The organism is uncultured Eubacterium sp. (assembly GCF_934525195.1).
Lineage (GTDB): Bacteria > Bacillota > Clostridia > Oscillospirales > Acutalibacteraceae > Eubacterium_R.
The window spans coordinates 68,837-94,092 of the sequence record NZ_CAKSZA010000006.1; the positions used below are offsets into that span (position 1 = coordinate 68,837).

Sequence of the window (25,256 nt, forward strand, 5' to 3'; positions counted from 1 at the left end):
CCAAGAAAAATTAGGGAACTACAATGTCTATGCTGGGAAAGAGCATATACACGAAATTATAACATACCAAGAAAAATTAGGGAACTACAATTTTAAATAAAATAGGGGATTTGTTTTCGAGATTATAACATACCAAGAAAAATTAGGGAACTACAATTGTACCCTCTTCCCTTCTTTGTCAACAAAAATTATAACATACCAAGAAAAATTAGGGAACTACAATGGAACTACCCTAACCGTCGGGAAGAACTTCATTATAACATACCAAGAAAAATTAGGGAACTACAATCAAAATATTAAGTTTAAAGTACATATCATTATTATAACATACCAAGAAAAACTAGGGAAGCATAATTATAGATTGAAAAAGATTTTTTCTTAAAAACGTTTTGCATCTGTTAAACTAAATTTGACACGTGTGACATAAAAGTATATTATATAATTGTATCAAATTTGATTTAATGTTAACAGAAAGATATAATTGTTAAAGTTTTATGTTAAATAATAAAAACGGTGAAGTTATGAGAGAAGAAAGCAATATTAAAAAAAATGTCTTGTTTGCTACATTTACGCAAATATTGACGATTGCTTTTGCCTTTATTGTTCCTAAATTATTGATTAATTATTATGGACCTCAAATTCATGGCTTGACTAATACTATAAGCAGTTTAATTTCATATCTTACCCTTGCTGAATCGGGAATAGGGTCAGCCTCGGTACAAAGTTTGTATTCGCCTCTTGAAAAGAAAGATTATAAATTAGTTAATGCTGATTTAAATGCCATTGCAATATTCTATCATAAGATAGGACTTGTGTTTAGTTTGTTGGTTTTTGCAGTTGCATTTTTATACCCGCTTTTGGCTTCTGACGGATTAGATTATTGGTTCGTGTTTGCATTGGTGCTGATTTCGGGAATAGCTAATACTGTTGAGTATTTTTTTACAAGCAAATACAAGGTTTTGTTGCAGGCAGATAAAAAACTATACGTTATCAATTTAATTAATGCTGTAGGTATATTTTTACAAGGTACATTGAGAATTGTATTTATATATTTAAAATTAAGCGTTTTTATTATTCAACTTGTTCCCGCTATTGTATATACTACAAGGCTAATTATTATTAGTATTTATGTTAGAAGAACATATACGTATCTTGATAAAAGCATCAAACCAAATTTTAGTGTTGGAAAAAAGCGTTGGAATGTTTTAGTCCATCAAATAACAAACTTAGTTGTTAATAATACAGATAACATTGTGCTGTCAAGCTTTATTGGATATGCATCTGTAAGCGTCTATGGCGTTTATAATATGATTGTTTCTAATATCAGCGACTTCCTTTCGCAAGCTTTGTCAAAAGCTGTTATGGCTAATTTTGGCCACCTTTTTAGCAATGGCGATAAAAAAACAATATGTGATGTTTATAATAAATATGAAAGATTATATTATTACATAATAGGGGTAATTTTTGGAATATGTGGATTTTCTATTTGCCCTTTTATAAATCTATATATGAATAAAGTAAACGGGATTAATTATGTTGATAACAAATTGGGGTTGTTATTTGTTATTGTTGCTGTGTTGGCAAGTGTAAGAATTCCGTCATTGACTATTATAACTGCGGTTGGACATTTTAAAGAAACGCAGAATTATGCTATTATCGAAGCTGTAATAAATATTGTGGCATCTGTTATTCTTGTTAAAGTATGTGGAATATATGGCGTTTTGATTGGAACGATAATATCATTTTTATATGTTGATATAATGTTTATTCGATATGTGAATCGCTTTATACTAAAAAGAAAAATAATGAAGACTGTAAAAAGTACAACTGTTTTGATAGCGGTTATCGGTATGGTTGTTTCAATCGGCACTGTTTGCAATCATTTTATTGGCATGAACTCTTGGGGATTGTGGTTTTTAACTTGTTTGATTACAGCTGTTGTTTCATTGATAATTCTTTTAATAGTAGTTTTTGCTTTTGATAAATCTGTGTTTGAGTATACACTGTCAATGTTTTTTAAGAAAAAGTAAGTTAGCTAAAAAGTTATATAATATAGATAAGGAGAATAAATGAAAATTGCTGTTGCCGGAACAGGATATGTCGGACTTTCTATTGCTACGCTGTTATCACAAAAAAACGAAGTAGTTGCTGTTGACATAATTCCTGAAAAAGTTGAATTGATAAATAATAGAAAATCACCGATTCAGGATGATTATATCGAAAAATATTTGAAAGAAAAAGAATTGAATTTGACAGCAACGTTAGACGCGCTAAATGCTTATAAGGACGCTGATTATGTTGTTGTAGCTGCGCCTACAAACTATGACAGTAAAAAGAATTTTTTTGACACTTCTGCTGTTGAAACCGTAATAGAAACGGTTATAGAGGTTAATCCAAATGCAATTATAGTTATTAAGTCTACTATTCCGGTTGGATATACGGAACAAATCAGAGAAAAATATCAAAATGAAAACATTATTTTTAGTCCTGAGTTTTTAAGAGAGTCAAAAGCTCTTTATGATAATTTGTATCCTTCCAGAATTATTGTTGGAACAGATTTGAATAATGATAGACTTGTAAAAGCCGCTAATGACTTTGCTAAGCTTTTGAAAGATGCTGCATTGAAACCTAATGTTGATGAATTGATTATGGGGTGTACCGAGGCGGAAGCTGTTAAACTTTTTGCTAACACCTATCTTGCTTTAAGAGTATCGTATTTTAACGAGTTAGATACATATGCCGAAATGAAAAACCTGGATGCGAAAGCGATAATAGAGGGCGTATGCTTGGACCCAAGAATAGGAAATCACTATAATAATCCGAGTTTCGGATATGGTGGATATTGTTTGCCGAAAGACACCAAGCAGTTGCTTGCGAATTACGCTGATGTTCCTCAAAACATGATGTCTGCAATAGTAGAGAGCAATAGAACGAGAAAAGATTTTATTGCCGACAGAGTATTAGAAATTGCAGGGGGATATGGAGCAAATGGAGAGTATAGCGCAGAACTTGAAAAAGAAGTCGTTGTTGGCGTTTATAGATTAACCATGAAATCAAATTCTGACAACTTTCGCCAAAGCTCGATTCAGGGCGTTATGAAAAGAATAAAAGCAAAAGGTGCAACTGTAATTATTTATGAACCGTCACTCGAAGATGGTACAACATTTTTTGGAAGTAAGGTTGTAAATGATCTTGAAGCTTTTAAGAGTCAAAGTGACGCAATTATAGCTAATAGATATGATTCTTGTTTAGATGACGTTAAAGATAAAGTTTATACACGTGATTTGTTTTTTAGAGATTAAAAATATAATATTGATAAAGTAAAAGCCTGACAATTTAGTCAGGCTTTGGTTTTGATTGGGGATTTGGGGAGAAGTTTTGTGCTGAGGAGGAGGGTTAGCGGGAAGAGGGTGGCTACGAGGATGCCGACTTTTAGGTTATCCTTTGCCATTGACGACACAAAGCCGACAAGGCTTGGACCTGCGCTACATCCGAGGTCGCCGCCGAGTGCGAGCAATGCAAACATTGCCGTTCCGCCTTTGGTTAGCATTGCCGACGAAATCGAGAATGTTCCCGGCCACATTATGCCCACGCAGAAGCCACAGATTGAGCAACCTATCAGCGACAGCGCCGGTATCGGTGAAAGCGATATAACCAAATACGCTCCGATACACACAACGCACGAAATCGGGATTAATTTTTCTTGCGGAATTCTATCCCCAAACTTGCCGTATAGTGCTCGTGATGTGCCCATCAACAGTGCGAATGACAGCGGTCCTGCAAGGTCACCGACCGTTTTGGAAATTCCCAACCCCTCTTTCGCAAAAGTTGAAACCCATTGCGAAATTGCCTGCTCGCTTGCACCCGAACAAACCATCATTATGAACAGAATTATAAATACCTTTGATGTGAAAAGCTCTTTTATGCTCATACCTTTTTCGCCCGAATCAATCAAGTTTGCTATTGGCACTTTTGCAAAAACAATACCGTTGATTATTGGTAATATCGCCCAAATCACGGCGACAATTCGCCAATTTTCGATGCCGAAAATATTGAAAAACACGGTGCTTAACAGCACGACTGCCATATGTCCCCAGCAGTAGAACGAGTGCAAAAGACTCATTGCTTTTTCCTTGTTATCGGTTGGGCACGCTTCAACTATCGGGCTGACCAAAACCTCCAAAATTCCGCCTCCGACTGCATAAATCATAACCGAAATCAGCAAACCGATAAACGGACTTGGTAATACAAACGGCAGTACAGCAAGGCTTGCCAGACCGAGTGCCGACAGAAAATGTGCCAAAACCATTGATGTGCGGTAGCCGACTTTGTCGATTGCCTTTGCCGACAGCAAATCAACCAAAAGCTGAACCGTGAAATTGAAAGAAATCAGCAATGTAATTTGCGACAGCGGAATGTCAAATTCTTTTTGAAAAGTAACAAACAGCAACGGTGCAAAATTGTTGACTATTGCCTGAACTATGTACGCCGTGAAGCAAGCGTTGACGGTTGACTTGAAATTCTGTTTCATATTTTTACCTTATTTAAAAAAATAATGCGTGAATTTGTCATACACACATCAATTCTATTATATCATAAAAAAGGAATTTTACAATACTTTTATTAGCTTATAATACAGGGTATAATGATTATAGGGAGGAAAGATATTTCTCTCACTATTGTTCGAATGGAGGCATAAGTATGATTAACATTACAGCAAGAGGCTTCGATTTGAAGCAGGGCGCAAAAGACGGCATTGAAAAGGAACTCAAGAGAATTGAAAGAATGCTGCCGGATAACGCAACATTTGATGTTACGCTCAGCAAGGAGCGTGGAGAATACGAATGTGATATTACGGTGAAAAATGTCGGTTCTTTCATCAGAGGTGAAGCAAGAGCAGACCGCATTGAGCCGGTTGTTGATATGGCGGTTGATGATTTGAAGCGTAAACTTCGCAAGCTCAAGACCTTCTTTGTTGACAAAAAACGCAAAGGCGGAATTGATGAAATCGCAACTGCATTTGATGATTTGGATGAAGATGTTACAATGGATGATTTCGACCAAGTTTATTATGATTCGGTCGATGTCAACAGAGTTAAGCACATCACACCAAACACAATGACGGACGATGAAGCAATCGTTCAGATGGAAATGCTCGGACACACATTCTTTGTGTATATCGGCATTGACGGCGAAACAAAGATAGTTTACAAGCGTAAAAACGGTTACGGCGTTCTCGTTTGTGACTGATTCATAATGATTAATTTAAAAAAACGATGCGGTCGAGAGACTGCATCGTATTTTAGACTGTCGATAAAGCCCCTGAACCACTCCAAAATATAATCAACCGAATTATGCCTCCCATTTTTTAAAAGGTGATTCCCCCGTTAATCGGGGGAAATGTCTGCAACGCAGACAAAAGGGGGCGTCTACGCAGTAAAGGTGGCAACACGAAGTGTTGCCGGTGGGGTTTAAAAAATGCTGTAAGTATCGAACTTGCAGCATTTTTGGCGTTTTTTGTTTTTTGCGAACAAGCGGTACCATCGTACAGCAATGTTCGCAAGAAAACAAAATTCAGAACCTTTCTCAACAGTCTACAGCGTGTTTATTTTGAAATGATGAGTTTGAGGACTTCCTGTGCGGCGGAGCAGGCAGGGCAATCGCAGAATTTTTCACCTTTTGCCTGAAGTTCTTTTGCGTGTGCAAGGAATTCTTTTGCGGTTTCTTCGCCGAATTTTTCCATTGCCTGCGGTGAAGCCATAAACTCAACCATTGCGTCAACGGGGATGATGTCTGCCTTGATTTCGTCAACAAGTTCTCTGAACTTTTTGTCCTCTCTTGTTGTGCCGACAGCAACGAGGTATTCATCAGCCTTTGTTTTGAGTTCCTGACAGCAGGACGGTGCAGAAATCATCTCTCTGATTTTGTCTATAATTTTATATTTAAGCTCTTGTGTCATAACGATTACTCCTTTTATACTTTATATTATAATTGTAACATTACATTTATCGGTTGTAAAGGTTGAAAATCATTTTTTACTTTGGTATAATAAAATATAAATTATATGAAAAAAGGGGATTGCTGTGAGAAAGTTAAAGAAAATAATGGCGCTTGTGCTCAGTGGTGCTATTGCCGTGAGCCTTGCGGGTTGTGGTGCAACGCAGGCACAAAACAGTGCTGTTCAGGAAATATTTACGGACAGCACAAAAATTTCGTACAGTCTTGACTATAAAGAATTAAAAGAGAACAGTAAGAACAAAACCAAAACATGGCGTGAAGGTATGGTTTCCGGCAACGGCTTGCAGGGATTTGTCGAGAGCGGTTCGCCATATGAGGATACATTTATTTTTCAAAATATGCACTTCATTATGCCTAACAAAAATATTCGTACATGCCCCGATACCTCAAACGAACTTGAAACAGTTAAGCAAAGCATCGTTAAAGGTGAAGATATAACGGACGATGCGTCTTACGATGAAGTATACAGCTTTCACCCGGGCGGCCAACTCCGTATTTCTATGGACGGCAAAGGTGCAAAAGATTACATCCGTTATACAGATTTTGAATCTTCGCAGGTCGGTGTGAGATTTACGGATGAAAACGGCACTTGGGACAGAACTTCGTTCACCTCAATGGCAGACGGTGCGGTTATAACAAAGTTGTCGCAGTCGTCGGAGGCGGCTCAACTTAATGTTACATTGACACTTGATGACCTTTCGACCATGGCGAATTTCGGCGATGGTAGTGAAGCGGATATGGAATACAAAAAGGTTGTTGATATTAATGCCAATACGATTTCGCTTGTTGCACATTATCCTAATTACAAAAACAGCGAGCTGAAAAACGGCGGATATGCCACAACTACCTATGTTGTGACCGACGGCACAAAGGAAAAAATCGAGCTTGAAAAGAAGAACAAGGAAGATATTTTCCGTGGTCAAAACAGCGGTATCAAAATCAGCAATGCACAGAATATTTATCTCATCACAATCAGCGACAGAACCTATGATATGGGAAGTTTTGATGAATTTGAGGACAAGGACAGTTATGAACTTGTTGACAATTTGACGGCACAGGCAAAGGCTATCGGGGAAAAATACAGCACAAAAAAAGATTTTGATTACAACAAGGCTTTGAAAAATCATCTTGAGATTTATCAGCCGCAGTTTGATGCGGTTACTCTTGAACTTGAGGACAGCGACAAATCAAATGACGAACTTTTGAAAGAGCAAAAAGGCGAAAAAAAGCTTTCTACCGCACTTGCACAGCGTTCATATTATGCAGGCAGATACGCATATCTCTGCTGTTCGGGATATTCCACAAGCAGACTGTACGGAATGTGGACAGGCGAGTTCAACACAGGTTGGGGAAGCAAGTACACGATGGACGCAAATGTGAATTTGCAGACTTCTTCAATGAATACGGGCAACCTTTCGTCATCTCCGATTGGATATACATATTTTATCCTCCGTCAGCTTTCTGATTGGGAGGAAAACGCAAAGGCGACTCACGGCTTTACAGACGCTATTCAAGCACCGGTGAACACCGACGGCGACAAGGCGGTTATCACAGAAACTTGCTATCCTTATCCGTTCAGATATTGGAACGCAGGCACATCTTGGATGATCGAGCCTTTATATGAAACCTTGCAAACTTACGGAAATATTCAAATTCCGCTTTCTGACGAGTTCGATTTGAACAAGTTGAAGTCCGTGCTTTCGATTGACAATGATGATATTGCAAGATACAAAGAGCAGGACTATATGATGCTCGAAGAAGATATTTTATTGCCTCTTCTTACCAAGTCGGCAAATTATTGGGCACAGCTTTTGACTCCTGAATATTACACCGATAAAGACGGTGGAATTCATTACGAAAAAGGCAAAACAAAGCTGAATGACGGCGAAACATATTGCATAATTCCGTCATATTCTCCTGAAAACAATCCGTCAAATTATGACAGCCCGTCAGATGCAAACTGTGCTATTGACATTTCGGCTTGCAGAAATAATCTTGAAATGTTAAAGGCTGTTATGGCTGATGTTGCACCTGAGGAGAGCTTCGAAAAATGGCAAAACCTTATGGATAAGTTGCCGCCGTATTTGTATGATGAAACAGGTGCTCTCAAAGAATGGGCAACCACAAGTTTTGAAGAAAACAACGAACACAGACATTTGAGCCATCTTTATTGTGCATGGCCTCTGTTTGAAACACAGCATAACGAGGAACTCACAAAGGCTTGTGAGCAGGCTATCGCAAACAGAGAGAGTGAAAACGAGGCTTCGCATGCACTTGTTCATCGATCACTAATTGCGGCAAGGCTTAAGGACAGCGAGGCACTTACCGATGCACTCTTGAAGCTTCAAAATCATAAAATAAGATATGCTTCGCTTATGACAAATCACGATTACGACCGTGGAAGTTGCTATTGCACAGACTTTGCTATCGGCTATCTCGGAATAATCAACGAGGCACTTGTTTATTCAAACGAGGGTGAGATTGAGTTCCTACCTGCACTTCCGACAGGGTTTGAAAAGGGCACAATCAAGGGAATCAGAGCAAGAACAAGGGCAACTGTCGACAGCCTTTCTTGGGATGCCGATTCCGATATTGTCGAAGCAAAAATCACTTCCGATATTGACCAAAAGATTAAGGTTAGATACGGAGATACAGAAAAAACACTCGACCTAAAAGCCGGAGTGTCACAAACAGTTAATTTTTAAAATTATATATGGAGGATATGTTATGAACATTGTTTGTTTGGATATGGAGGGCGTGCTTGTTCCTGAAATTTGGATTGCATTCGCAGAGGAAACAGGTATTCCGGAACTTAAACTCACAACCCGTGACGAGCCTGACTATGACAAGCTGATGAATTACAGAATTAAAATTCTTAAGGAGCACGGCTTGGGCTTAAAGGAAATTCAGGATGTTATTTCAAAAATCGACCTTATGCCGGGAGCAAAGGAGTTTTTGGACGAACTTCGAACAATCACACAGGTTATCGTTTTGTCAGATACTTTTGAGCAGTTTGCAACTCCGCTTATGAAAAAACTTGATTGGCCGACAATTTTCTGCAACACTCTTGAAGTTGCCGAAAACGGCGAAATCACAGGCTTCAAGATGCGTTGTCCACAGTCAAAACTCACAACGGTTAAGGCACTTCAGTCAATCGGCTACGATACTATCGCAAGTGGCGACAGCTTCAACGACCTTGGTATGATTCAGGCAAGCAAGGCAGGATTTTTGTTCAAGTCAACCGACGCAATCAAAAAGGATTATCCTAATATTCCTGCTTATGAGGAGTACAGCGAACTTCTTGACGCAATCAAAAAAGCATTATAAGATAAAAAGGTGTATCAAAATGATGCACCTTTTTTTACTTGATTTTTGTGGCTTATTGTATTATAATCTTCCTGTCAGTTCGCAAAATCCTGACCAGTCACATCCTGTGGCTTCTAAAAACAAAACTAAGGAGATAATTTAATGAGTATCAAAAAGAAAAATGCTTTTATTGCACAGACTGCAATAATTGCGGCTATGTACGCTGCGCTGACTTATGCGCAAACAATCATTTTGCCCGGCTCAACAACAATGGCTGTGCAGTTCAGGGTGTCGGAGGCACTCAATGTTTTGGCATTGTTCACTCCTGCGGCAATTCCGGGGCTTACGCTCGGCTGTATTGTTTCTAACCTTGCAAGTATCGGACAGGGTTTGCCGCTCGATATGATTTTTGGCTCGCTTGCAACCCTCGGTTCGGTTACTTGTATGTACTTTTTGAGAGAGGTTAAGGTCGGCAAATATCCGCTTCTTGCAATGCTTATGCCTGCAATTTGGAACGGCGTAATCATCGGCTGGGAGATTGAGCATTTCTTCATTGACGGCGACTTTCAGTTCGTTGGATTTTTGACACAGGGCGGATGTGTTGCTCTCGGTGAGCTTGGAGTTATGGCGGTTCTCGGCACGGCACTCTATTTTGTGATTATCAAAAACAATCTTCACAAGAAGATTATCAAAAAACCGGAATAAAATAAAAAAATGCGTATGCTTGGAGCGAACAGGCATACGCATTTTTTGTCAGTTTTTTTCTTGTTTTGCGCCGAAAATGTCGGCAACCTCGGTGATTGAGATATAAGCATTTGGGTCGACCGAATGAACAATCTCTCTCATTTTGCCAATCTGAAATCGATTGAGCACAAAGTAAATCACGGTTTTGTCGCTGTCGGAATAATAACCCTTAGCATCAAAAAATGTGATTCCGTTTTCGAATTGCTTTGAAAGTTTTTCGCAAATTTCTTCGTGCTTATCGGTGATAATCATTGCTGATTTTGAACGGTCAAAGCCCTCAACAATGTAGTCGATAACTTTAAGTGCAACGATGTAGGTCACTATCGAATACAGCGGTAAAATCCAGCTGTGGTAGATGACACCGCAAACGATGTAAAGAACAACATTGTATATCATCACGAAAGTTCCGACTGTGAGCGACAGCTTCTTGGCAAAGATAACTGCCAAAACTTCTATGCCGTCCATAGCTCCGCCGTAGCGGATTGCAATACCGCTTCCTGCACCCGAAATGAGTCCGCCGAACACCGCACAGAGGAACAAATCGTCCTTTGCAAACGGCGACAAAAACGAAACATCAATCGGCAAAACATCGGTTATCAGCCACGCTGACAGCGAATAAATTGCAACTACATACACGGCGTAAACCGTAAACAGCCAGCCTTGTTTTTTCGTGCCGAACAAAAATATCGGAATGTTCAGCACGGCAAGGAACAGCGACAGCGACATCCATTCCGGCGTCAACTGACCGAGAAGCATTGAAGTGCCCGATATTCCGCTGTCGTATAATTTTACGGGCGCCAAAAACATTGTGACGCCTATTGCGTTGATTATTCCGGCAACGGTGAGCATAAGAATATTTTTGATTTTGATTTGCTTTAGGTATTTCATCAGTCGTCCTTTATGAGTCGTGGTGATGGTTGCAGTTAGCTTGACTGTTCTGCTTCATTTCTCCGTGTAAAAATTTGATAACGGCAGAGTCGCAGTTGCCTGTGTTGCCACCGTAAATTGTGATTCCTGCGGCTTCGAGTGAGTCAACCGCACCTTGTCCCAAGCCTCCGCAAATGAGGATGTCTACACCGATTTCCTTGATGTAGCCTGCAATTCCGTGGTGGCTGTGCTTGCCCATACTTTCAAGGTGAACTTTTTGGATTTCGCCGCTTTCATCTGTTTCATAAATCTTCATATACTGTGTTTTGCCGAAATGCTGATTAATCATTCCGTTGTCGTAAGTTACTGCTATAATCATAATTTTCCCTCGCTTAGATTATTTATTTGATTATACATTATTTTGCAACTTTTAACAAGGTGGATAATTGTAAAAAAATTATATACGCTGTTTCATTTGTTAATTGTTTTGGTTATAATAGTTTTGTACAGAAAGGAAATTTGATTATGAGCATTGAAGAAGTAAACAAATCATTGGAAAAACTGAAAACCCTGCCTAAGGTTGATTATTCAAAAAAAGACGAGCTTGCACAAAAATTGATTAATACCGTCGGTCATCCGCTTTATACTCTTAGCAAAGAAAACGAGGCACTTAAAAGTCTTATTGAAAAAGCACACAAGGCACTTGACAACGGTTGGGAACTTGACGAGGTGTTTAATGACATTCGTGATGTGTCAATCCATTATGCCGAAAAGGGAGATTTGCTCTATCCGCTTTTAAAGGTGAAGTATGAAATTTCCGGTCCGAGCGATGTTATGTGGACCACGGATGATGAAATCAGGGACGATATTAATGCTCTTGCAAAAGATGTTGAGCGTGGGGAAGAATGGAAAGAAAATTTCAAAATGCTTCTCGGCAGGCTCACCCAAATGATAAAGCAGGAGGAAAAGGTGCTGTTCCCCGTGTCTGCGGTTAATTTTACCGACGAGGAGTGGCACGGCATTTACCGTGACCGATTTTCTTATGACTCGGCGTTCGGAATAAAGGAAGAAACTTGGGATGAGGTAAAGGATTTGCCGAAGAGTGTGGTAGGCTTTACCGATAAAATCAATATGCCGACAGGCAGTCTTTCGCTTGAACAAATTGAAGCACTTATGGACACAATTCCGATGGAGATAACCTTTGTTGATGTTGATGACACAAATGCTTATTACAATGATAACGGTGAAAAATTCTTTAAGCGTCCGCAAATGTCACTCGGACGCAAGGTTTATTCGTGTCATCCGCCCAAGGTTGAAGCAATGGTTAGGGCCATTATTGCCGATTTTAAATCGGGCAAACGCAATGAAGTTCAGGTTTGGAGTGAGAAAAAGAGTATGCCTATGTGTATAACTTATCGTGCGGTGCGTGATAAAAACGGTAATTATATCGGTACTGCGGAGTTTGTGCAAAATATGACCTTTGCAAAAAATTATTTTACAAAAGGAGAATGAAAATGAGTTTGTTTTTGGGCCCCGTCCATTTTTGGCTTTATGATAAAATAAAAAATCAGGAAGCGTTAACCTCGTTGATTGCCGAGCATTTCGACAAAGGCGCCGAATATACAAAGCAATTGCTGCCGCTTGAAGAAGTTATAGATGAGGGCAACATTCACGGTTGGCTGCAATCGCAAATTACGGATGCCGAAACAAGATATGCAAGTCTTGTATCTGTGATTATGAACGAAAATGAAAATGCCCTTGATGAAATAAAAAAAGTCGCCTATGATTTCGGCAGGCAAAACAGCCTGAACGAAAACACAGACGCAGAAAACGCATATCAAGCGTTTAATGATTTTTTTGTAAACGGTATGCCGTGCGACAGAGTGAATATGATTGTATGCAGCGATGTTAATTCGCTCAAATTTAAGGAAACAGCCGATGTTCACTCACAGTATTGGAATGGTGACAGCTCCGTTTATTATCAAATCAGAAACGAAATTATGCGTGGAATGCTGGACGGCACAAGCATTAAATTGAAAGTTGACACAGACAGCTATGTGTTGATTAAAGAATGAATATATATTTTAATCATTTAAAAATGCTTTTATTTCATCGGCACGGTCAAGACCTTGCTTGTAGCCGAGTTGATAAATTGCCTCAAGTTTGGAAAGATCTCGTTCAAGCGATGTGGTTTGAAGCGGTGTATTCGGTTGAATAACAAGCGCCCTGCCGTTTTCTTCGCATTGCTTAACGAATTCAAGTTGAGCATTGTACATAATATGGCGGCTAACTGCCGCTTCACCGATTTTCGGATGCTTTTTGAATAGCTTTTGCACCTTTGGGTTCATCGGCTCTTTGACATAGCTTTTGTGCTGTGTGAGAATAACAACAGCTTTTTTGCAACCGTCATCAAATGCTCTTTCAAGCGGAATCGAATCCACAAGACCGCCGTCAAAAAATGTTGTTCCGCCGATTTCGACTCCATTTGTAACACCCGGAAGCGAACAGCTTGCTTTCAGTTCTTCACAGCCGTCACGCATACTTTTTGGATAAAAATATTCTGCCTTGCCCGTTTGAGCGTTTGTTGCAACCGCACAGAGCACCGACTTGCTTTTGTCAAATTCCTCTTGATTGAGTGGCTTTAGCTCATATGCAAGCTCGCCGAAAATCCAGTCGGTATTCAAAAACGAATGACCCTTTAATATGTTGCCGAACCCCATATAGTTTTTGTTATTTGAGTAATTTATAATTATATCATGCTGACGGCGATAATCCTTTGCAATGAACGATGTTGCATTGCAACTGCCTGCCGACACACCGATTACATACGGAAATTCAATGTTCTTTTCAATGAAAGCATCAAGCACGCCGCTCGTGTAAATCGAACGATTGCCTCCGCCTTCAAGAACCAAACCTACATTGTACATAGTCTGCCACCTCAGTAAAAAATAAGAGCAACAATTCTATATCGTTGCTCTCTGATTATTATAATATTGCTTATTCAGCGTCAGCCTTTTTCTTTGCAGTCTTCTTTTTTGGAGCGTTTTTTTTCTTTGGCTCAGCCTTTGGAGCTTCTTCCTCAGCTTCAACTTTCTCTGTTGCATCTACGATTTCAATATCGTTGTCGCACTCAAAGAAGTCGTTGTCGTCAAAATACTCAGGCTCTTTTTTTGCTGTGAGCTTTTGGATTGCAACATATGCAGCAGCTGCAAGCGCCACGATAGCGGCAATTACGCTGATAACTTTAACAAATTTCTTAAATTTCATAGGTGACCCCTCCTTGATTTATATAATCATTATAATATTTGAAAATGATAAAGTCAATAGCAGAATTTTTAAATTAATTTTATATTCATATGTTTAAAAACCACTATACTTTTTTGGGTTTTGATGTTATAATGAACACGGTGATGCTATGACTAACGAACAGTATATCAAATCAATAGAAAATCGACACTCTCGCAGAGCATATAAGCAAAAGCATTTGTCGCAGGAAATAAAGGATGTCATCAAGCAGATGGTTGATGCCGTCAACGAGGAAGCAGGTCTTGACTTTTTATTCATAGACGATGCGACCCCGTTTTTCAGAATTTTCAGCGGCAAATTCAGTATGATTGTTGTTGCCGGAGATGACAGCCAAAAGGTTCGTGAGGACTGCGGATATTATGGCGAAAGCATAGTGCTTCAATGTGTTTATCACGGTTTGGGCACTTGCTGGGTCGGCGGCACATATAACGAAAACAAGGTGTATGAGGCAATCAAACTTCCGTCAGAGAAAAGAATATATGCCGTTATTACAATCGGTTATCCAAAGGATAAGTATTCTTTTGTAGAAAAGACTATGTACAAGGCAACTCACAAAAATAACAAATCGTATCAAGATATGATTGAAGCGTGTGACGCAAAATTGCCTGAGGCGTATGCTTACGGACTTTCGCTTGTTGAAAAAGGACCGTCTGCCGTTAACAGACGACCTGTAAAATTCAGATATGAAAACGGCGTGTTCAGCGGAAGAGTTGACGAGCCGTATTCTGACAAAAGTGTTGATTTTGGTATTGCGAAGCTTCATTTCGTCATTGGTGCAATGGCAAAAGGGGTAAAAGGAAAATGGAGCTTTGAAAATGTCTTTGAACCTGTTGACAGTCAAAGACTAAAGTTTGAACCGAAAAAGAATGAGGAGGAAAAATCCAATGAGTGAAGCAAAAAAGAAAATGAGCAAGGGCAAAAAAGCGCTGATTATAATTCTGAGCATATTGGCATTTTTGCTTGTCCTTGTTGTTACCGGCGGTGCAGTTGCATTGCATGAATACTGCAAGGTTAAGGATTACACAGTAGCTTCGGCCGGAGATATTGCTGACGATTACACTGTTATGGTTGCACACAGAGGCTTCAGAGCCGTTGCTCCCGAAAATACGGCTCCTGCTTTCAGAGAAGCGGGCAAGGCAGGCTTTGCAGCCGCTGAATGTGATGTTTATCGTACAAAAGACGGTGTTTGGGTTGTTCAGCACGACAGGTCAACATATCGAATGATGGACATAAGCAAGTTTGTTGAAAAGGCAACTTATGAGGAACTTGTAAATGCCAATACCGACAACGGCGTTAACATTGACCAATATCCAAACCTTAAAATCTGTACTCTTGAAAAATTCTTGCAAATTTGCGACAAGTACCAAATGCAGGCTGTTATTGAGCTTAAAGAAGAAAACAATCAGGAATACTACACAGAAATTATTGACCTTTGCGACCAATATCCTAATGTTAAGGTGACATTTATATCGTTCAAAATCACAGATTTGCAAAAACTTCGTGAACTTTGCGATAATGATATGATGTATCTTGTGCAGGAAATTACAGAAGAAGATATTGAACTTGCAAAGGGAATATACAACTGCGGTATAGATTTTAACGGCAATAAGGAAAAGAACTATGATTTTGATTCTTATATGATAAAAAGATGTGTCGGAGAATTTGATCTTGTCGGTGCATGGACTATTGATGACCCTGAGGTTATGAAAAAACTTGTTGACCTTGGAGTAAGATATATTACGACTGATTGCATAACTTATTAATAATCAAGATTATAATATTTTTACTTTTATATATAGTGGGGTGCTCGGATGAGTGCCCCTTTATATTGTGGTTGAATAATAGGCGGATTTTTGGTAAAATAATTTTATTGTTTATTTTGAAAAGAGGTGGGCAAAATGCAGTATCAAATTGTACCTGTTGGCAACGCTTGGCAGTATGGAATGGTTGCCGTGCCGAAAAAAATCGCAACAGATTACATAAAACTTGCAAGTGAATATCAACTAAAGGCATTGTTGCTCATTTTGGCGAATAATGCACCGTGCGACAGCAAATTTGTTGCAAAGGCTCTTGGGTGCACCGAGGCGGATGCAACTGATTTCTTGGAGTTTTGGGTTGAAGAAGGCATTTTGTCGTGTGACGGAGTTGTCAATTCTCAACCGCTTGCGGAAACTGCTCCTGTTACAGAACCACAAAAAAAGGAAGAAGTCAAAGCCGTCAAGGTCAAAGAGTCAATTCCTGTTCCGAAGCTTAATCCGAGCGACATTGTTACTATGTGCAGGGACAATAGTCAGTTGACAGAGCTTATTCATCACGCTCAGGAGGTTTTCGGCAGAACAATCAGCCATATCGAGCAGGAACTTGTTATAAATATGGTGACGTATTATGGGCTTCCGTGTGATGTTGTTCTTGTTATTTTGGAATACTACAAGACCGAAAAGGCAAAGGGCAGAGCAATCGGAACTTCGTATATCGGCGCTATGGCTAAGAATTGGAGCGAGGAGGGGATTGTTACCCTTGAGGCTGCGGATGAAAGATTGCGTATGCTTGAAGCTTCTGACAGGCTGTGGAACGAGATTGTGGCAATCAGCGGAATCAAGCACAGAAATCCTACTATTAAGCAACGAGAAATGATTAGTCGTTGGAGCGAGGATTTTGATATGCAGATGATTACGATTGCCTGTGATATTATGAAAGAAAACACCGACAAGCCAACATTGAAATATGTTGATTCGGTGCTTAAAAATTGGAAGAAAAAGGGCATATTCACTCCTGAGGCTGTTGCCGAGGAGGAAAAGGACTTTCATTCAAAAAAAGAGCAAAAAGGCAAATCTGCCATTGATGAAACTTATGATATTGACGAAATCAATCGTCGTGCAATGCTCAATGATAATTACGATATATAAAGGATAATTATGGCTTATTCAAACGAAATGTACAACAAGGCAAAGAGAATACTTGAAAAAAGACACGACTCCGCTGTTATGGAGGCGGATATGCGTTCTATGCAGATAAAAGAGGAAATCCCCGAAATCAAAAAAATTCAATCGGGACTTCAGCAAATCGGTTTAGAAATCAGTCAGTTGTTTTTCTACAAGCAAAACACGGATGAAAAACTTGCGGAACTTCGTGCAAGAAGTGAGGCACTTGTTGCGGAACGTTCAAGGCTGCTCATGGAAAACGGTTATTCAAAGGATGCAATGAAACCGCATTTTGTTTGTGAAACTTGTGAAGACAAGGGCGTCATCAACGGTAGAATGTGTTTATGTCAAAAGCAGGTTTTAAAAGATTTGATGCGAAAAGAGGTTTGCCGCTTTGCACCTCTTGACAAGTGCACTTTTGACAATTTTGAACTTGGTTATTATAGTGAACAGCCTATGGAAAATGCGATTGTCCCTCGTCAAAGAGCCGAAAAAATCTTTGACACTTGCAGAAAGTATGCACAGAATTTTTCGCTCAACAGCAAGAGTTTGTTTTTCTTTGGCGGTGCAGGGCTCGGCAAAACTCATTTGAGCCTTGCGATTGTGAATGTTGTTATTAACAAGGGATTCAGCGTTTGCTACGGTACAAGTCAAAATATTTGTGATGATTTGCAGAGCGAACAGTTTGGCAGAACCGACAATATTAATTACACCAAAAATCAGGTGCTCGGATGTGACCTTTTGGTGCTTGATGATTTGGGCACGGAAATTGACAATCAGTACAGCATTGCAACGATATATAATATTGTCAACACCCGTTTGCTCACCGGAAAGCCGACTATCATTTCAACGAATTATGCCTTTGACAGGCTTGAGGAAAAATACGACAAGCGTATTACAAGCCGACTCACAGGAGAATATATTTCATTCTATTTTATCGGTAACGATATCAGAAATTTATAATATAAAGTAAAAAGCCTACTTCAAAAAGTAGGCTTTTAGATTGTCGATAAAGCTCCTGAAACACGCCAAATATAATCAACCGAATTATGCCTCCCATTGACGCAAGGGGAGGTGGCAACACGAAGTGTTGACGGTGGGGTTTAAAAAATGCTGTAAGTATCGAACTTACAGCATTTTTGGCGTTTTTCGTTTTTTGCGAACAAGCGGTACCAGCGTACAGCAAAGTTCGCAAAAAAACGAAATTCAGAAACTTTCTCAACAGCCTTTAGCGTGTCGAAAACACTTTTTTGACACGCTGAAAGCCTAATTTAAAAAGTAGGCTTTTTTATTTGACAGGTGATCAGTCACTTGTCTTTTTTCTTTTTGATTTGATTTTTTCAACCAGTTTTTTTATGCCGAGGGTGATGGCAATGCACAGCGGAAAATAAGGAGTGAACGGACCCGCCCAGAAAGCAAGGTATGCCGTTGCCATAACACTGCCCCACGATTTTTTGAATATAAGGTGGATGAGGTAGCCGCCCCACACAGGTGTGTACATAATAACTACTACAATAATGAATAGCACAAGCGTATGCCAATCTTTACATTCGCTCCATATCCAATCGCAGAAGCTTTTGAATTTTTCTATGAGCTTTTGCATTTTTTCTTTCACGGGCGTCACCTCCTTTTTTTATGATTATATCATTTGATTTTTTACATTACAACAGGCTTGTATAAAAAACATTAAAATCTTTATATTTCTTTGAAAACATTGCCTACTGATTTGCAGGGATATACGCTTGGATTGAATGAATGAAGAAAAACAAATTTATTTTGCGATTTTTGGGGTGAAATATGCAGAAACGGTGAATAAAAACGCCGTTTTCAGCCTATAGGTGAAAGGGTTTTGTGACGACAGGTCAACAGACACTTTCAAAATATCGACTTGAGGTGATGAAATGGTGAAGAAAAAGATGTCGCTTGAAGAACAAATTGAAAAGGGGTTGACCGAGCTTGCGTTTGGCTCGTGCTGTGATGCCGTGAAACTCCTTTTTATGAGCGAGGAGGAAATAATGCAGAAACTTCCAAAACTGAAACTCATCAATGTGAGCGAGATAAAACGGCCGAAAGGCGGCGGAATGGAAATCAAATTTTTTGACCGCATAAAGGCGTTTGAAAAGCTGATTGAAAACGACGGCGAGAAGCAGGAAAACGGCTTGAGCTTTTATGAAGCACTTGAAAAGAGTGCTCAAAGCTCGGCTGAGGATGTCGGCAATGGTTAAGTTTTTTCCGTTTTCGCAAAAACAGCTTCAAACGCTTAATTGGTGGTGTGCCGGCAGCAAATATAACACAAAAAACGGAATCATCTGTGACGGTGCCGTGAGGTCGGGCAAAACACTTTGTATGTCGCTGTCGTTTGTGTTCTGGGCATTTTATGCTTTCAATGACACGTCATTTGCACTTTGTGGCAAAACTATAAGTTCGCTCAGGCGAAATGTGGTGACTCCTATGATACCGATGCTCAATTCGCTTGGTTTCAATGTGACGGAGAAAATCAGCAGAAATATGCTCGAAATTCAAAGAGGAAGCGTTAAAAACAGATTTTACATCTTTGGAGGCAGGGACGAAAGTTCTGCTTCGTTGATTCAGGGTATGACCTTGGGCGGTGTCCTTTTTGACGAAGTTGCGTTGATGCCTCGTTCGTTTGTTGGACAGGCTCTTGCAAGGTGTTCGCTTGATGGTTCACGGTTTTGGTTCAACTGTAATCCTGAGCATCCTTTTCATTGGTTTTATAATGAGTGGATTAAAAAGGCTGACGAAAAGAATATGCTCTACCTCCATTTTACTATGGACGACAATCCCTCACTTTCGCCAAAAATCAAAGGTCGATATCAGAAACTTTATACAGGTGCGTTTTATGAACGCTTTATTGAGGGCAAATGGGTTGCCGCAGACGGATTGGTTTATCCGATGTTTTCTCCCGAAAAGCATATCAAATCGGCAGACTCGTTCAGCGAATATTATTTAAGCTGTGATTACGGAACGGTTAATCCGTTTTCGCTTGGTCTTTGGGGCAAAGGCGAGGACGGCTGGTACAGGGTGAATGAATATTATCATTCGTCAAGAGAAAAAGGCGTTCAGTTGACGGACGAGGAATACTACGGTCATCTGAAAGAGCTTGTCGGGGACAAAACTATAACGGCTCTGATAGTTGACCCGTCGGCAGCTTCGTTTATAGAAACGGTACGCCGCCATGGTGAATTTACAGTCATCAAGGCTGAAAACGATGTGCTTAAAGGAATAAACAGAGTTTGCATGGCTTTGAAGCAAAATGAGATTTTTATATCTCCCGTTTGCACCGACACGATAAGGGAATTTTCCATTTATCGTTGGGATAACGATATAAAGCGTGACGCACCAAAAAAAGAAAATGATCACGCAATGGACGACATACGGTATTTTGTCAACACCGTTCTTGATATGAGGAGCGATGACTGTGCGTTTTCCGTTGCAGTAGAAAGGATGTGAAGCCTTGAGTATATTCGGCAAAAACAAAAACAAAGAGCCGTCCGATGCCGTTGCTTCTGCTTCGGTTCAAACGGCGGGTAAAAATTGCCATCCGTTTAGGTATCTCGGCGGTTACACACCGCTTGTGGCATCAAACAATATGGTGTATCGCTCAATCAGAGAAGGAGTGCCGATTATTGACAGTGCAATTAACAAAATTGTGCGTCTTATGGGCGGCTTTGAATTTGATTGCGGTGACGAGAGAATAAATGATGATATGAACAGATTTTTTTCGACAGTAAATGTTGGCGGAAATCAGTGTGGAATACAGTCGTTTGTTGATAATTTTATGAATCAGCTTTTGACTTATGGCACGGCAATCGGCGAAATGGTGGCTGACGAAAACGGTTTTTATGCTTTGTACAACGGCGAACTCGGCTGTGTGAGTGTGAAAAGGGCAGACAATGATATGGATTTGATTTTCTGCTCGGGTCATATGAACAGTCAGACACCGCTTGAACATCAGGAGCGAATTCTGTTCTCGGTGCTTAATCCTGAGCCGGGAGAAATCTTGGGCACAAGTTTGCTCAGAGGTCTGCCGTTTGTATCGGATATTTTGCTGAAAATTTACAACACAATAGGCACAAATTGGCAACGACTCGGAAATTTGCGTTATGCCGTGACCTACAAACCGCAGGGTGACGGAATGGACAAGGCATTTGCAAAAGAGCGTGCCAATCAAATGGCGAAAGCGTGGAAAGACGCTATGAGCAGCACCGACACAATCAAGGATTTTGTGGCGGTCGGAGATGTTAAGGTCAGCGTTATCGGCGCAGACAATCAAATCTTGGACAGCGAAATTCCTGTTCGCCAAATGCTTGAGCAGATTATTGCAAAGACGGGACTTATGCCGTATATGTTTGGTCTTTCGTGGTCAACGACCGAAAGAATGAGTCAACAGCAGGCAGATATTTTGACGACCGAGCTTAAAGCTTATCGCAGAATTGTCACCCCGATTATCAAGAAAATCGGCGAAACATATTTGTCCACACTCGGAATTTACAGAAGTGTTGATGTTCAATGGACGGATATAACCTTGCAGGATGAAATCCAAATAGCACAGGCTAAACTTTACAATGCTCAGGCGGACAAATTAGCAGAGGAGGTAAATCAGTGACAGACGCTTTTATTCAAAAAAGTGCTCCGAGTGAAGAGGATATGAAAAAAATCGGCAAGTTTTCCAGACGAGAGATGTCGGCTGAAGAAGTCTATATCTTCAATGTTGACCTTTGCAACAATGATGTTGACCGAGATTTTGAAAAGTTTTCGGTGGCAACTCTCAACGAACTTGCACAGCAGTTTGTCGGCAAAACAGGAATTTTTGACCATTCAATGAAAGCCGAAAATCAAAAGGCAAGAGTTTTTGATGCTTGGGTCGAAAAGGTTGCAGGCAAGAAAACTGCCGACGGTGAAGATTTTTATGTTCTCAAGGCAAGAGCGTATATGCTCAACAATGATGAAAACAAGGCTCTTATTGACGAAATTGATGCCGGCATAAAGAAAGAAGTTTCCGTGTCGTGCAGTGTTGAAAAGGCGATTTGTTCAATTTGCAACACGGACAATCGTCACGGCAGATGCGAGCATATTCCGGGCAGAAGCTACGGCGGAAAACTCTGTTTTAATGTTTTGAGCAATGCAAGGGATGCCTATGAATTCTCATTTGTTGCCGTTCCTGCACAGCGTGAGGCGGGAATTACAAAATCATTTGAAAACGCAAAGGAGAAAAATATGCAGGATATTATCAAAAACATTGCCTCGGGTGACGGTGTTACCCTCACAAAATCGGAGGCAAACAGGCTCAATTCCTACATCGAGGAGCTAAAGGATGAGGCTGCTCTCGGCGAGGAATACAAAAAGAGTCTTTCAAAGGAAGTTGTTGATTTGTTTAAGTCGGCATTTCCGAATATGGACTCAAAACTTTTTTCATCCGTTACGGCTGTTATGACGGCAAGTGAACTCATCGGTTTTCGTGACGGAATGAGAAGCAATGAATCAAAATCAAAAATTAAGCCTCAGCTTGCACAAGCAACTGAGAGCAAGGCGATAGATTTTTCGCAATTTAGAATTTAGGAGGAAAAAATATGATTTCTTACAATGGATTTGATACAAAGTATATCACTATGGAAGGCTTATATGATGACCCGAAAAGATTGAAAATCGGGGACTTCGTAAAAGTTACAGATGAAGGCACTGTTGATTTGGCTGATCCAAACAAACCGTTTTTCGGAATGGTTGTCGGCAATAATGATAACTACTATACCGTTCAGGTATCGGGATATGCCGAAATCGATTTTGCCGGGGCAGGCTTGCCTATGTATGCAAGACTTATTGTTAATAAAAGAGGCACACTTCAAAACTCTACTTCAACAACATATGACGCACCGCTTCGCAAAGTTATTTGGGTTGACAAAAATGAAAACAGAGCGGGCGTAATTCTTTAATTTAAGGAGGAAATAGAATATGACATTTGATACTTTAAGACTAGATAAGGGACTTTATACTTCTGAAAAGGGATTTACAAAGGCGCTTGAAGAAATTGACCCAAGTGAAAACTACAAGGGCACAGAACTTGAGGGACTTGACGCTTATGAGCGTCAGCTTAAACGTTTTGACATCAAGGTTAGCGGACAGAATTCCGACCCTGTTTCAAAATTTTTCCAAACAAGCGATTCGGCTGTTTTGTTCCCTGAATATATTAAGAGATCGGTTGCGGCAGCAATGGTCAAAAACGATGTTGTTGATAAGATTGTTGCAACAACCACTGTGATTGATTCTCTTGACTATCGTTCTGTTCAATGCCAATCAGTTGAACCGGAAAACATTGAAAATTCTTTCATCAACGAGGGCACATTTATTCCCGAAACCGTTATCAAGACAAAGGAGCACCTTACAAAGCTTAAAAAGAACGGCAGAACACTTGTTGCTTCTTATGAATCAATCAAGTCACAGCGCCTTGATTTGTTTGCGGTAATGCTCAAGCAAATCGGTAATTATATTAATTCTTGTCAGCTTGTACAGGCGATTAAAGCCTTGGATACGGAAGATGCTCCGAGAATCCAAACAGAACTTGTAAACAATCAAGTTTCGTTCACCGACTTTGCCAATTTGTATCTCGAACTTTTACCTTATGAATATAACACACTTATTGTTGAGGAAAGAGCTTTGGCAAGAATTATCAAATTGGACGAATTTCGAGACGGCGCATCAGGTCTTGACTTTCATAGCACCGGCAAGATGATTACACCTTTTGGCGCGAAAATTGTTCCTTGTGCCACAAATATTGTCGGAGCGGGCGTTGTTGCACTTGATAAAAATTATGCTTTGGAAAAGGTACAGTTTGGCGATGTTGTGACTGACTTTGATAAGCTTATTGACCGTCAGATTGAAAGAGCAACCGTAACAAGTACTGTTGGCTTTAACAAGATTGTTGATACGGCATGTGTTGTTCTTGACCAACACTAAGACATTATGAAAACAGAAAATATACTTGAAATTTTATGTACAATCGGCAGAATGTCAGACGATGAGGCTAAGAAGTATGTATCTCTTGTAAAAATCAATTCGCGTCCTTTTGCGGACAAGGAATATGATGAGGGTGATGAGGCACTCCTTGAATACTTTGTTGCGGCAAAGACCAACTATCAGATTGCACTTGCTTCATACGACAGCGAAATCTCATCTTTTAAGGCAGGAGATGTTTCGGTTACTTCAACGCCTGACGGAAATGCCGTGAAAAATGCAAAGGCTCTGTTGGACGATGCGTATTCGACAATATCGCATCTGGTTGCAGACAAGGGCTTTTATTTTAGAGGGGTGTAATAATGCAGTTGAATAATCTTTCAAAGGCGTTGGTGCCGATGATAGAAAAGTATTCGCACAGTTGCACGATTACAACCAAAGACGGTTCGGTCATCACCTCAAGGGTGATGGCTGAGCAACTGTGGAGAAGGGATAAGGTTAGGTTTGAGGCAAATCCAACCGACATAGGCTTTAATCAAAAGAATTATATTATCGGTATTTTTACCTTTGACATAACGGGATTTGGCAGAGATGACATCTTAACTCTTATGGGCACGGATTATTATTTTATTAAATCAAGCACTGTTGTTATAGGCAACGAGATTCTTTACTATACAGCGGTGCTTCGTGAGGCTGTAAAGGGGGATAAGGATGTATTTGGATAACGAAACCGACAGTTTGCTCGAATTGCTCAAATCAAAAAAAGAACTTGAAAGTATAAGCTTTATTAAGGCTTGCCCATATGCAAAAAAGCAGACAAAAATATGCAAAAAGGTTGCTGCGATTTCTCCGGGTGAACTTGATTTGGAGAGCATAAGCGTTGATGATGAAAACTTTTTCGGCAGGTATGCGATTGACATTGACCTTTTTGTGCCGTATGAGTTTGGTTCTCCGATTGCTTATGATGATATGGAAAAAATTGTAAGGGCAATTATGAGCAAATCTGTTTGCGGAATCAGACTTTCGTCGATAGTCAAGGCTTCGTCGGCGGAATGTTACAAAATGAAAGCAACATTTACCTTTTCGCTTGCCTATTCAAAGGAGGCTTAAATATGAAAAACGAAG

General features: G+C 40.0%; 28 protein-coding genes and 1 CRISPR repeat array (1 of these 29 cut by a window edge). Of the genes, 21 read left to right on the forward strand and 7 right to left on the reverse strand.

The features are described from left to right. Nucleotides 1–355: a CRISPR direct-repeat array (repeat unit 36 nt; unit sequence ATTATAACATACCAAGAAAAATTAGGGAACTACAAT); it begins 406 nt to the left of the window's first position. Nucleotides 356–494: 139 nt separating this feature from the next. Then, entirely contained in the window at nucleotides 495–2,030 is a 1,536-nt protein-coding gene (locus tag Q0E03_RS07090; RefSeq protein ID WP_297130960.1) for a polysaccharide biosynthesis C-terminal domain-containing protein, read from the forward strand. Nucleotides 2,031–2,069: 39 nt separating this feature from the next. Continuing rightward, complete coding sequence (locus Q0E03_RS07095) at nucleotides 2,070–3,302, forward strand: nucleotide sugar dehydrogenase (RefSeq protein ID WP_297130952.1); 1,233 nt, start codon at nucleotides 2,070–2,072, stop codon at nucleotides 3,300–3,302. Between the two features lie 38 nt (nucleotides 3,303–3,340). Here Q0E03_RS07095 and Q0E03_RS07100 read toward each other — a convergent pair whose 3' ends face one another. Further along, nucleotides 3,341–4,531 (reverse strand): sugar MFS transporter, encoded by a 1,191-nt coding sequence (locus Q0E03_RS07100; protein WP_297130963.1) that lies wholly within the window; start codon nucleotides 4,529–4,531, stop codon nucleotides 3,341–3,343. A gap of 170 nt (nucleotides 4,532–4,701) precedes the next feature. Between Q0E03_RS07100 and raiA the strand changes: the two genes are divergently transcribed. Then, nucleotides 4,702–5,250, forward strand: coding sequence for a ribosome hibernation-promoting factor, HPF/YfiA family (gene raiA / locus Q0E03_RS07105; protein ID WP_078767925.1), 549 nt, complete (start codon nucleotides 4,702–4,704; stop codon nucleotides 5,248–5,250). A 355-nt stretch (nucleotides 5,251–5,605) separates the two neighbouring features. Here raiA and Q0E03_RS07110 read toward each other — a convergent pair whose 3' ends face one another. Continuing rightward, entirely contained in the window at nucleotides 5,606–5,959 is a 354-nt protein-coding gene (locus Q0E03_RS07110) for a molecular chaperone Hsp90 (RefSeq protein WP_297130966.1), read from the reverse strand. A gap of 124 nt (nucleotides 5,960–6,083) precedes the next feature. On the opposite strand from Q0E03_RS07110, the gene Q0E03_RS07115 reads away from it, so the two are divergent. The 3 genes from Q0E03_RS07115 (at nucleotide 6,084) to Q0E03_RS07125 (ending at nucleotide 10,029) form a co-directional block, all read left to right on the forward strand. Then, complete coding sequence (locus tag Q0E03_RS07115; RefSeq protein ID WP_297130968.1) at nucleotides 6,084–8,723, forward strand: glycosyl hydrolase family 95 catalytic domain-containing protein; 2,640 nt, start codon at nucleotides 6,084–6,086, stop codon at nucleotides 8,721–8,723. A gap of 22 nt (nucleotides 8,724–8,745) precedes the next feature. Further along, nucleotides 8,746–9,345 carry a bifunctional phosphoserine phosphatase/homoserine phosphotransferase ThrH gene (gene thrH / locus Q0E03_RS07120; RefSeq protein ID WP_297130971.1) on the forward strand — a complete coding sequence of 200 codons (600 nt, stop codon included), beginning with the start codon at nucleotides 8,746–8,748 and terminating at the stop codon, nucleotides 9,343–9,345. A 141-nt stretch (nucleotides 9,346–9,486) separates the two neighbouring features. After that, nucleotides 9,487–10,029 (forward strand): QueT transporter family protein, encoded by a 543-nt coding sequence (locus tag Q0E03_RS07125; protein WP_277658432.1) that lies wholly within the window; start codon nucleotides 9,487–9,489, stop codon nucleotides 10,027–10,029. A gap of 48 nt (nucleotides 10,030–10,077) precedes the next feature. On the opposite strand, the gene Q0E03_RS07130 is transcribed toward Q0E03_RS07125, so the two are convergent. Together Q0E03_RS07130 and Q0E03_RS07135 are read right to left on the reverse strand one after the other, a co-directional pair. Continuing rightward, nucleotides 10,078–10,956, reverse strand: coding sequence for a YitT family protein (locus tag Q0E03_RS07130; protein ID WP_297130978.1), 879 nt, complete (start codon nucleotides 10,954–10,956; stop codon nucleotides 10,078–10,080). A 10-nt stretch (nucleotides 10,957–10,966) separates the two neighbouring features. Next, the gene (locus tag Q0E03_RS07135; protein WP_297130980.1) at nucleotides 10,967–11,314 is read right to left on the reverse strand and encodes a NifB/NifX family molybdenum-iron cluster-binding protein; all 348 of its coding nucleotides are present in this window, start codon (nucleotides 11,312–11,314) and stop codon (nucleotides 10,967–10,969) included. Nucleotides 11,315–11,460: 146 nt separating this feature from the next. On the opposite strand from Q0E03_RS07135, the gene Q0E03_RS07140 reads away from it, so the two are divergent. Next, entirely contained in the window at nucleotides 11,461–12,447 is a 987-nt protein-coding gene (locus Q0E03_RS07140) for a PAS domain-containing protein (RefSeq protein ID WP_297130983.1), read from the forward strand. A 2-nt stretch (nucleotides 12,448–12,449) separates the two neighbouring features. Next, nucleotides 12,450–13,010, forward strand: a complete 561-nt coding sequence (locus Q0E03_RS07145) for a hypothetical protein (protein WP_294799391.1) — start codon at nucleotides 12,450–12,452, stop codon at nucleotides 13,008–13,010. A gap of 9 nt (nucleotides 13,011–13,019) precedes the next feature. Here the strand turns inward: Q0E03_RS07145 and Q0E03_RS07150 are convergent, their stop codons facing one another. Both Q0E03_RS07150 and Q0E03_RS07155 read right to left on the reverse strand, forming a co-directional pair. Continuing rightward, complete coding sequence (locus Q0E03_RS07150) at nucleotides 13,020–13,862, reverse strand: patatin family protein (protein ID WP_297130985.1); 843 nt, start codon at nucleotides 13,860–13,862, stop codon at nucleotides 13,020–13,022. A gap of 70 nt (nucleotides 13,863–13,932) precedes the next feature. Next, complete coding sequence (locus Q0E03_RS07155; RefSeq protein WP_297130988.1) at nucleotides 13,933–14,202, reverse strand: hypothetical protein; 270 nt, start codon at nucleotides 14,200–14,202, stop codon at nucleotides 13,933–13,935. A 148-nt stretch (nucleotides 14,203–14,350) separates the two neighbouring features. Here Q0E03_RS07155 and Q0E03_RS07160 point away from each other — a divergent pair, with 148 nt between their 5' ends. The 4 genes from Q0E03_RS07160 to Q0E03_RS07175 all read left to right on the forward strand — a co-directional run bounded on the left by Q0E03_RS07160 (nucleotide 14,351) and on the right by Q0E03_RS07175 (nucleotide 18,125). Beyond that, nucleotides 14,351–15,133, forward strand: a complete 783-nt coding sequence (locus Q0E03_RS07160; protein WP_297130991.1) for a nitroreductase family protein — start codon at nucleotides 14,351–14,353, stop codon at nucleotides 15,131–15,133. Beyond that, nucleotides 15,126–16,004 (forward strand): glycerophosphodiester phosphodiesterase family protein, encoded by an 879-nt coding sequence (locus Q0E03_RS07165; protein ID WP_297130994.1) that lies wholly within the window; start codon nucleotides 15,126–15,128, stop codon nucleotides 16,002–16,004. Before Q0E03_RS07160 ends, Q0E03_RS07165 begins: the two co-directional genes overlap by 8 nt. 135 nt (nucleotides 16,005–16,139) lie before the next feature. Next, the gene (locus Q0E03_RS07170; protein WP_297130997.1) at nucleotides 16,140–17,147 is read left to right on the forward strand and encodes a DnaD domain protein; all 1,008 of its coding nucleotides are present in this window, start codon (nucleotides 16,140–16,142) and stop codon (nucleotides 17,145–17,147) included. A 9-nt stretch (nucleotides 17,148–17,156) separates the two neighbouring features. Then, nucleotides 17,157–18,125: an ATP-binding protein gene (locus Q0E03_RS07175; RefSeq protein WP_297130999.1), complete on the forward strand. Its 969-nt coding sequence runs from the start codon at nucleotides 17,157–17,159 to the stop codon at nucleotides 18,123–18,125. A gap of 340 nt (nucleotides 18,126–18,465) precedes the next feature. On the opposite strand, the gene Q0E03_RS07180 is transcribed toward Q0E03_RS07175, so the two are convergent. After that, nucleotides 18,466–18,777, reverse strand: a complete 312-nt coding sequence (locus Q0E03_RS07180) for a hypothetical protein (protein WP_297131002.1) — start codon at nucleotides 18,775–18,777, stop codon at nucleotides 18,466–18,468. A gap of 286 nt (nucleotides 18,778–19,063) precedes the next feature. Between Q0E03_RS07180 and Q0E03_RS07185 the strand changes: the two genes are divergently transcribed. The 9 genes from Q0E03_RS07185 to Q0E03_RS07225 are packed head-to-tail and all read left to right on the forward strand — an operon-like array spanning nucleotide 19,064 to nucleotide 25,241. Next, nucleotides 19,064–19,387, forward strand: a complete 324-nt coding sequence (locus tag Q0E03_RS07185; protein ID WP_297131005.1) for a hypothetical protein — start codon at nucleotides 19,064–19,066, stop codon at nucleotides 19,385–19,387. After that, nucleotides 19,380–20,633: a PBSX family phage terminase large subunit gene (locus Q0E03_RS07190; RefSeq protein ID WP_297131008.1), complete on the forward strand. Its 1,254-nt coding sequence runs from the start codon at nucleotides 19,380–19,382 to the stop codon at nucleotides 20,631–20,633. The genes Q0E03_RS07185 and Q0E03_RS07190 overlap by 8 nt, the downstream gene beginning before the upstream one ends. A gap of 4 nt (nucleotides 20,634–20,637) precedes the next feature. Beyond that, nucleotides 20,638–21,789, forward strand: coding sequence for a serine/threonine protein phosphatase (locus Q0E03_RS07195; RefSeq protein WP_297131011.1), 1,152 nt, complete (start codon nucleotides 20,638–20,640; stop codon nucleotides 21,787–21,789). Next, nucleotides 21,786–22,742: a hypothetical protein gene (locus Q0E03_RS07200; protein WP_297131014.1), complete on the forward strand. Its 957-nt coding sequence runs from the start codon at nucleotides 21,786–21,788 to the stop codon at nucleotides 22,740–22,742. The genes Q0E03_RS07195 and Q0E03_RS07200 overlap by 4 nt, the downstream gene beginning before the upstream one ends. An 11-nt stretch (nucleotides 22,743–22,753) precedes the next feature. Next, nucleotides 22,754–23,113, forward strand: a complete 360-nt coding sequence (locus Q0E03_RS07205) for a hypothetical protein (protein WP_297131017.1) — start codon at nucleotides 22,754–22,756, stop codon at nucleotides 23,111–23,113. A 19-nt stretch (nucleotides 23,114–23,132) separates the two neighbouring features. Next, a complete protein-coding gene (locus Q0E03_RS07210; protein WP_297131019.1) occupies nucleotides 23,133–24,134 on the forward strand; it encodes a phage major capsid protein in 1,002 nt (333 codons plus the stop codon). Between the two features lie 6 nt (nucleotides 24,135–24,140). Beyond that, nucleotides 24,141–24,491, forward strand: a complete 351-nt coding sequence (locus tag Q0E03_RS07215) for a hypothetical protein (protein WP_297131022.1) — start codon at nucleotides 24,141–24,143, stop codon at nucleotides 24,489–24,491. 2 nt (nucleotides 24,492–24,493) lie between these two features. Beyond that, a complete protein-coding gene (locus Q0E03_RS07220; protein WP_297131026.1) occupies nucleotides 24,494–24,856 on the forward strand; it encodes a hypothetical protein in 363 nt (120 codons plus the stop codon). Continuing rightward, the gene (locus Q0E03_RS07225; protein ID WP_297131029.1) at nucleotides 24,843–25,241 is read left to right on the forward strand and encodes a hypothetical protein; all 399 of its coding nucleotides are present in this window, start codon (nucleotides 24,843–24,845) and stop codon (nucleotides 25,239–25,241) included. The genes Q0E03_RS07220 and Q0E03_RS07225 overlap by 14 nt, the downstream gene beginning before the upstream one ends. Nucleotides 25,242–25,256: the final 15 nt, after the last annotated feature.

Bases quoted from the DNA above. Each gene is read 5' to 3' on its own strand.
- Q0E03_RS07090 (WP_297130960.1), top strand. From the start codon at position 495: ATGTTAAATAATAAAAACGGTGAAGTTATGAGAGAAGAAAGCAATATT.
- Q0E03_RS07095 (WP_297130952.1), top strand. From the start codon at position 2,070: ATGAAAATTGCTGTTGCCGGAACAGGATATGTCGGACTTTCTATTGCT.
- Q0E03_RS07100 (WP_297130963.1), bottom strand. From the start codon at position 4,531: ATGAAACAGAATTTCAAGTCAACCGTCAACGCTTGCTTCACGGCGTAC.
- raiA (WP_078767925.1), top strand. From the start codon at position 4,702: ATGATTAACATTACAGCAAGAGGCTTCGATTTGAAGCAGGGCGCAAAA.
- Q0E03_RS07110 (WP_297130966.1), bottom strand. From the start codon at position 5,959: ATGACACAAGAGCTTAAATATAAAATTATAGACAAAATCAGAGAGATG.
- thrH (WP_297130971.1), top strand. From the start codon at position 8,746: ATGAACATTGTTTGTTTGGATATGGAGGGCGTGCTTGTTCCTGAAATT.
- Q0E03_RS07125 (WP_277658432.1), top strand. From the start codon at position 9,487: ATGAGTATCAAAAAGAAAAATGCTTTTATTGCACAGACTGCAATAATT.
- Q0E03_RS07130 (WP_297130978.1), bottom strand. From the start codon at position 10,956: ATGAAATACCTAAAGCAAATCAAAATCAAAAATATTCTTATGCTCACC.
- Q0E03_RS07135 (WP_297130980.1), bottom strand. From the start codon at position 11,314: ATGATTATAGCAGTAACTTACGACAACGGAATGATTAATCAGCATTTC.
- Q0E03_RS07140 (WP_297130983.1), top strand. From the start codon at position 11,461: ATGAGCATTGAAGAAGTAAACAAATCATTGGAAAAACTGAAAACCCTG.
- Q0E03_RS07145 (WP_294799391.1), top strand. From the start codon at position 12,450: ATGAGTTTGTTTTTGGGCCCCGTCCATTTTTGGCTTTATGATAAAATA.
- Q0E03_RS07150 (WP_297130985.1), bottom strand. From the start codon at position 13,862: ATGTACAATGTAGGTTTGGTTCTTGAAGGCGGAGGCAATCGTTCGATT.
- Q0E03_RS07155 (WP_297130988.1), bottom strand. From the start codon at position 14,202: ATGAAATTTAAGAAATTTGTTAAAGTTATCAGCGTAATTGCCGCTATC.
- Q0E03_RS07160 (WP_297130991.1), top strand. From the start codon at position 14,351: ATGACTAACGAACAGTATATCAAATCAATAGAAAATCGACACTCTCGC.
- Q0E03_RS07165 (WP_297130994.1), top strand. From the start codon at position 15,126: ATGAGTGAAGCAAAAAAGAAAATGAGCAAGGGCAAAAAAGCGCTGATT.
- Q0E03_RS07170 (WP_297130997.1), top strand. From the start codon at position 16,140: ATGCAGTATCAAATTGTACCTGTTGGCAACGCTTGGCAGTATGGAATG.
- Q0E03_RS07175 (WP_297130999.1), top strand. From the start codon at position 17,157: ATGGCTTATTCAAACGAAATGTACAACAAGGCAAAGAGAATACTTGAA.
- Q0E03_RS07185 (WP_297131005.1), top strand. From the start codon at position 19,064: ATGGTGAAGAAAAAGATGTCGCTTGAAGAACAAATTGAAAAGGGGTTG.
- Q0E03_RS07190 (WP_297131008.1), top strand. From the start codon at position 19,380: ATGGTTAAGTTTTTTCCGTTTTCGCAAAAACAGCTTCAAACGCTTAAT.
- Q0E03_RS07205 (WP_297131017.1), top strand. From the start codon at position 22,754: ATGATTTCTTACAATGGATTTGATACAAAGTATATCACTATGGAAGGC.
- Q0E03_RS07210 (WP_297131019.1), top strand. From the start codon at position 23,133: ATGACATTTGATACTTTAAGACTAGATAAGGGACTTTATACTTCTGAA.
- Q0E03_RS07215 (WP_297131022.1), top strand. From the start codon at position 24,141: ATGAAAACAGAAAATATACTTGAAATTTTATGTACAATCGGCAGAATG.
- Q0E03_RS07220 (WP_297131026.1), top strand. From the start codon at position 24,494: ATGCAGTTGAATAATCTTTCAAAGGCGTTGGTGCCGATGATAGAAAAG.
- Q0E03_RS07225 (WP_297131029.1), top strand. From the start codon at position 24,843: ATGTATTTGGATAACGAAACCGACAGTTTGCTCGAATTGCTCAAATCA.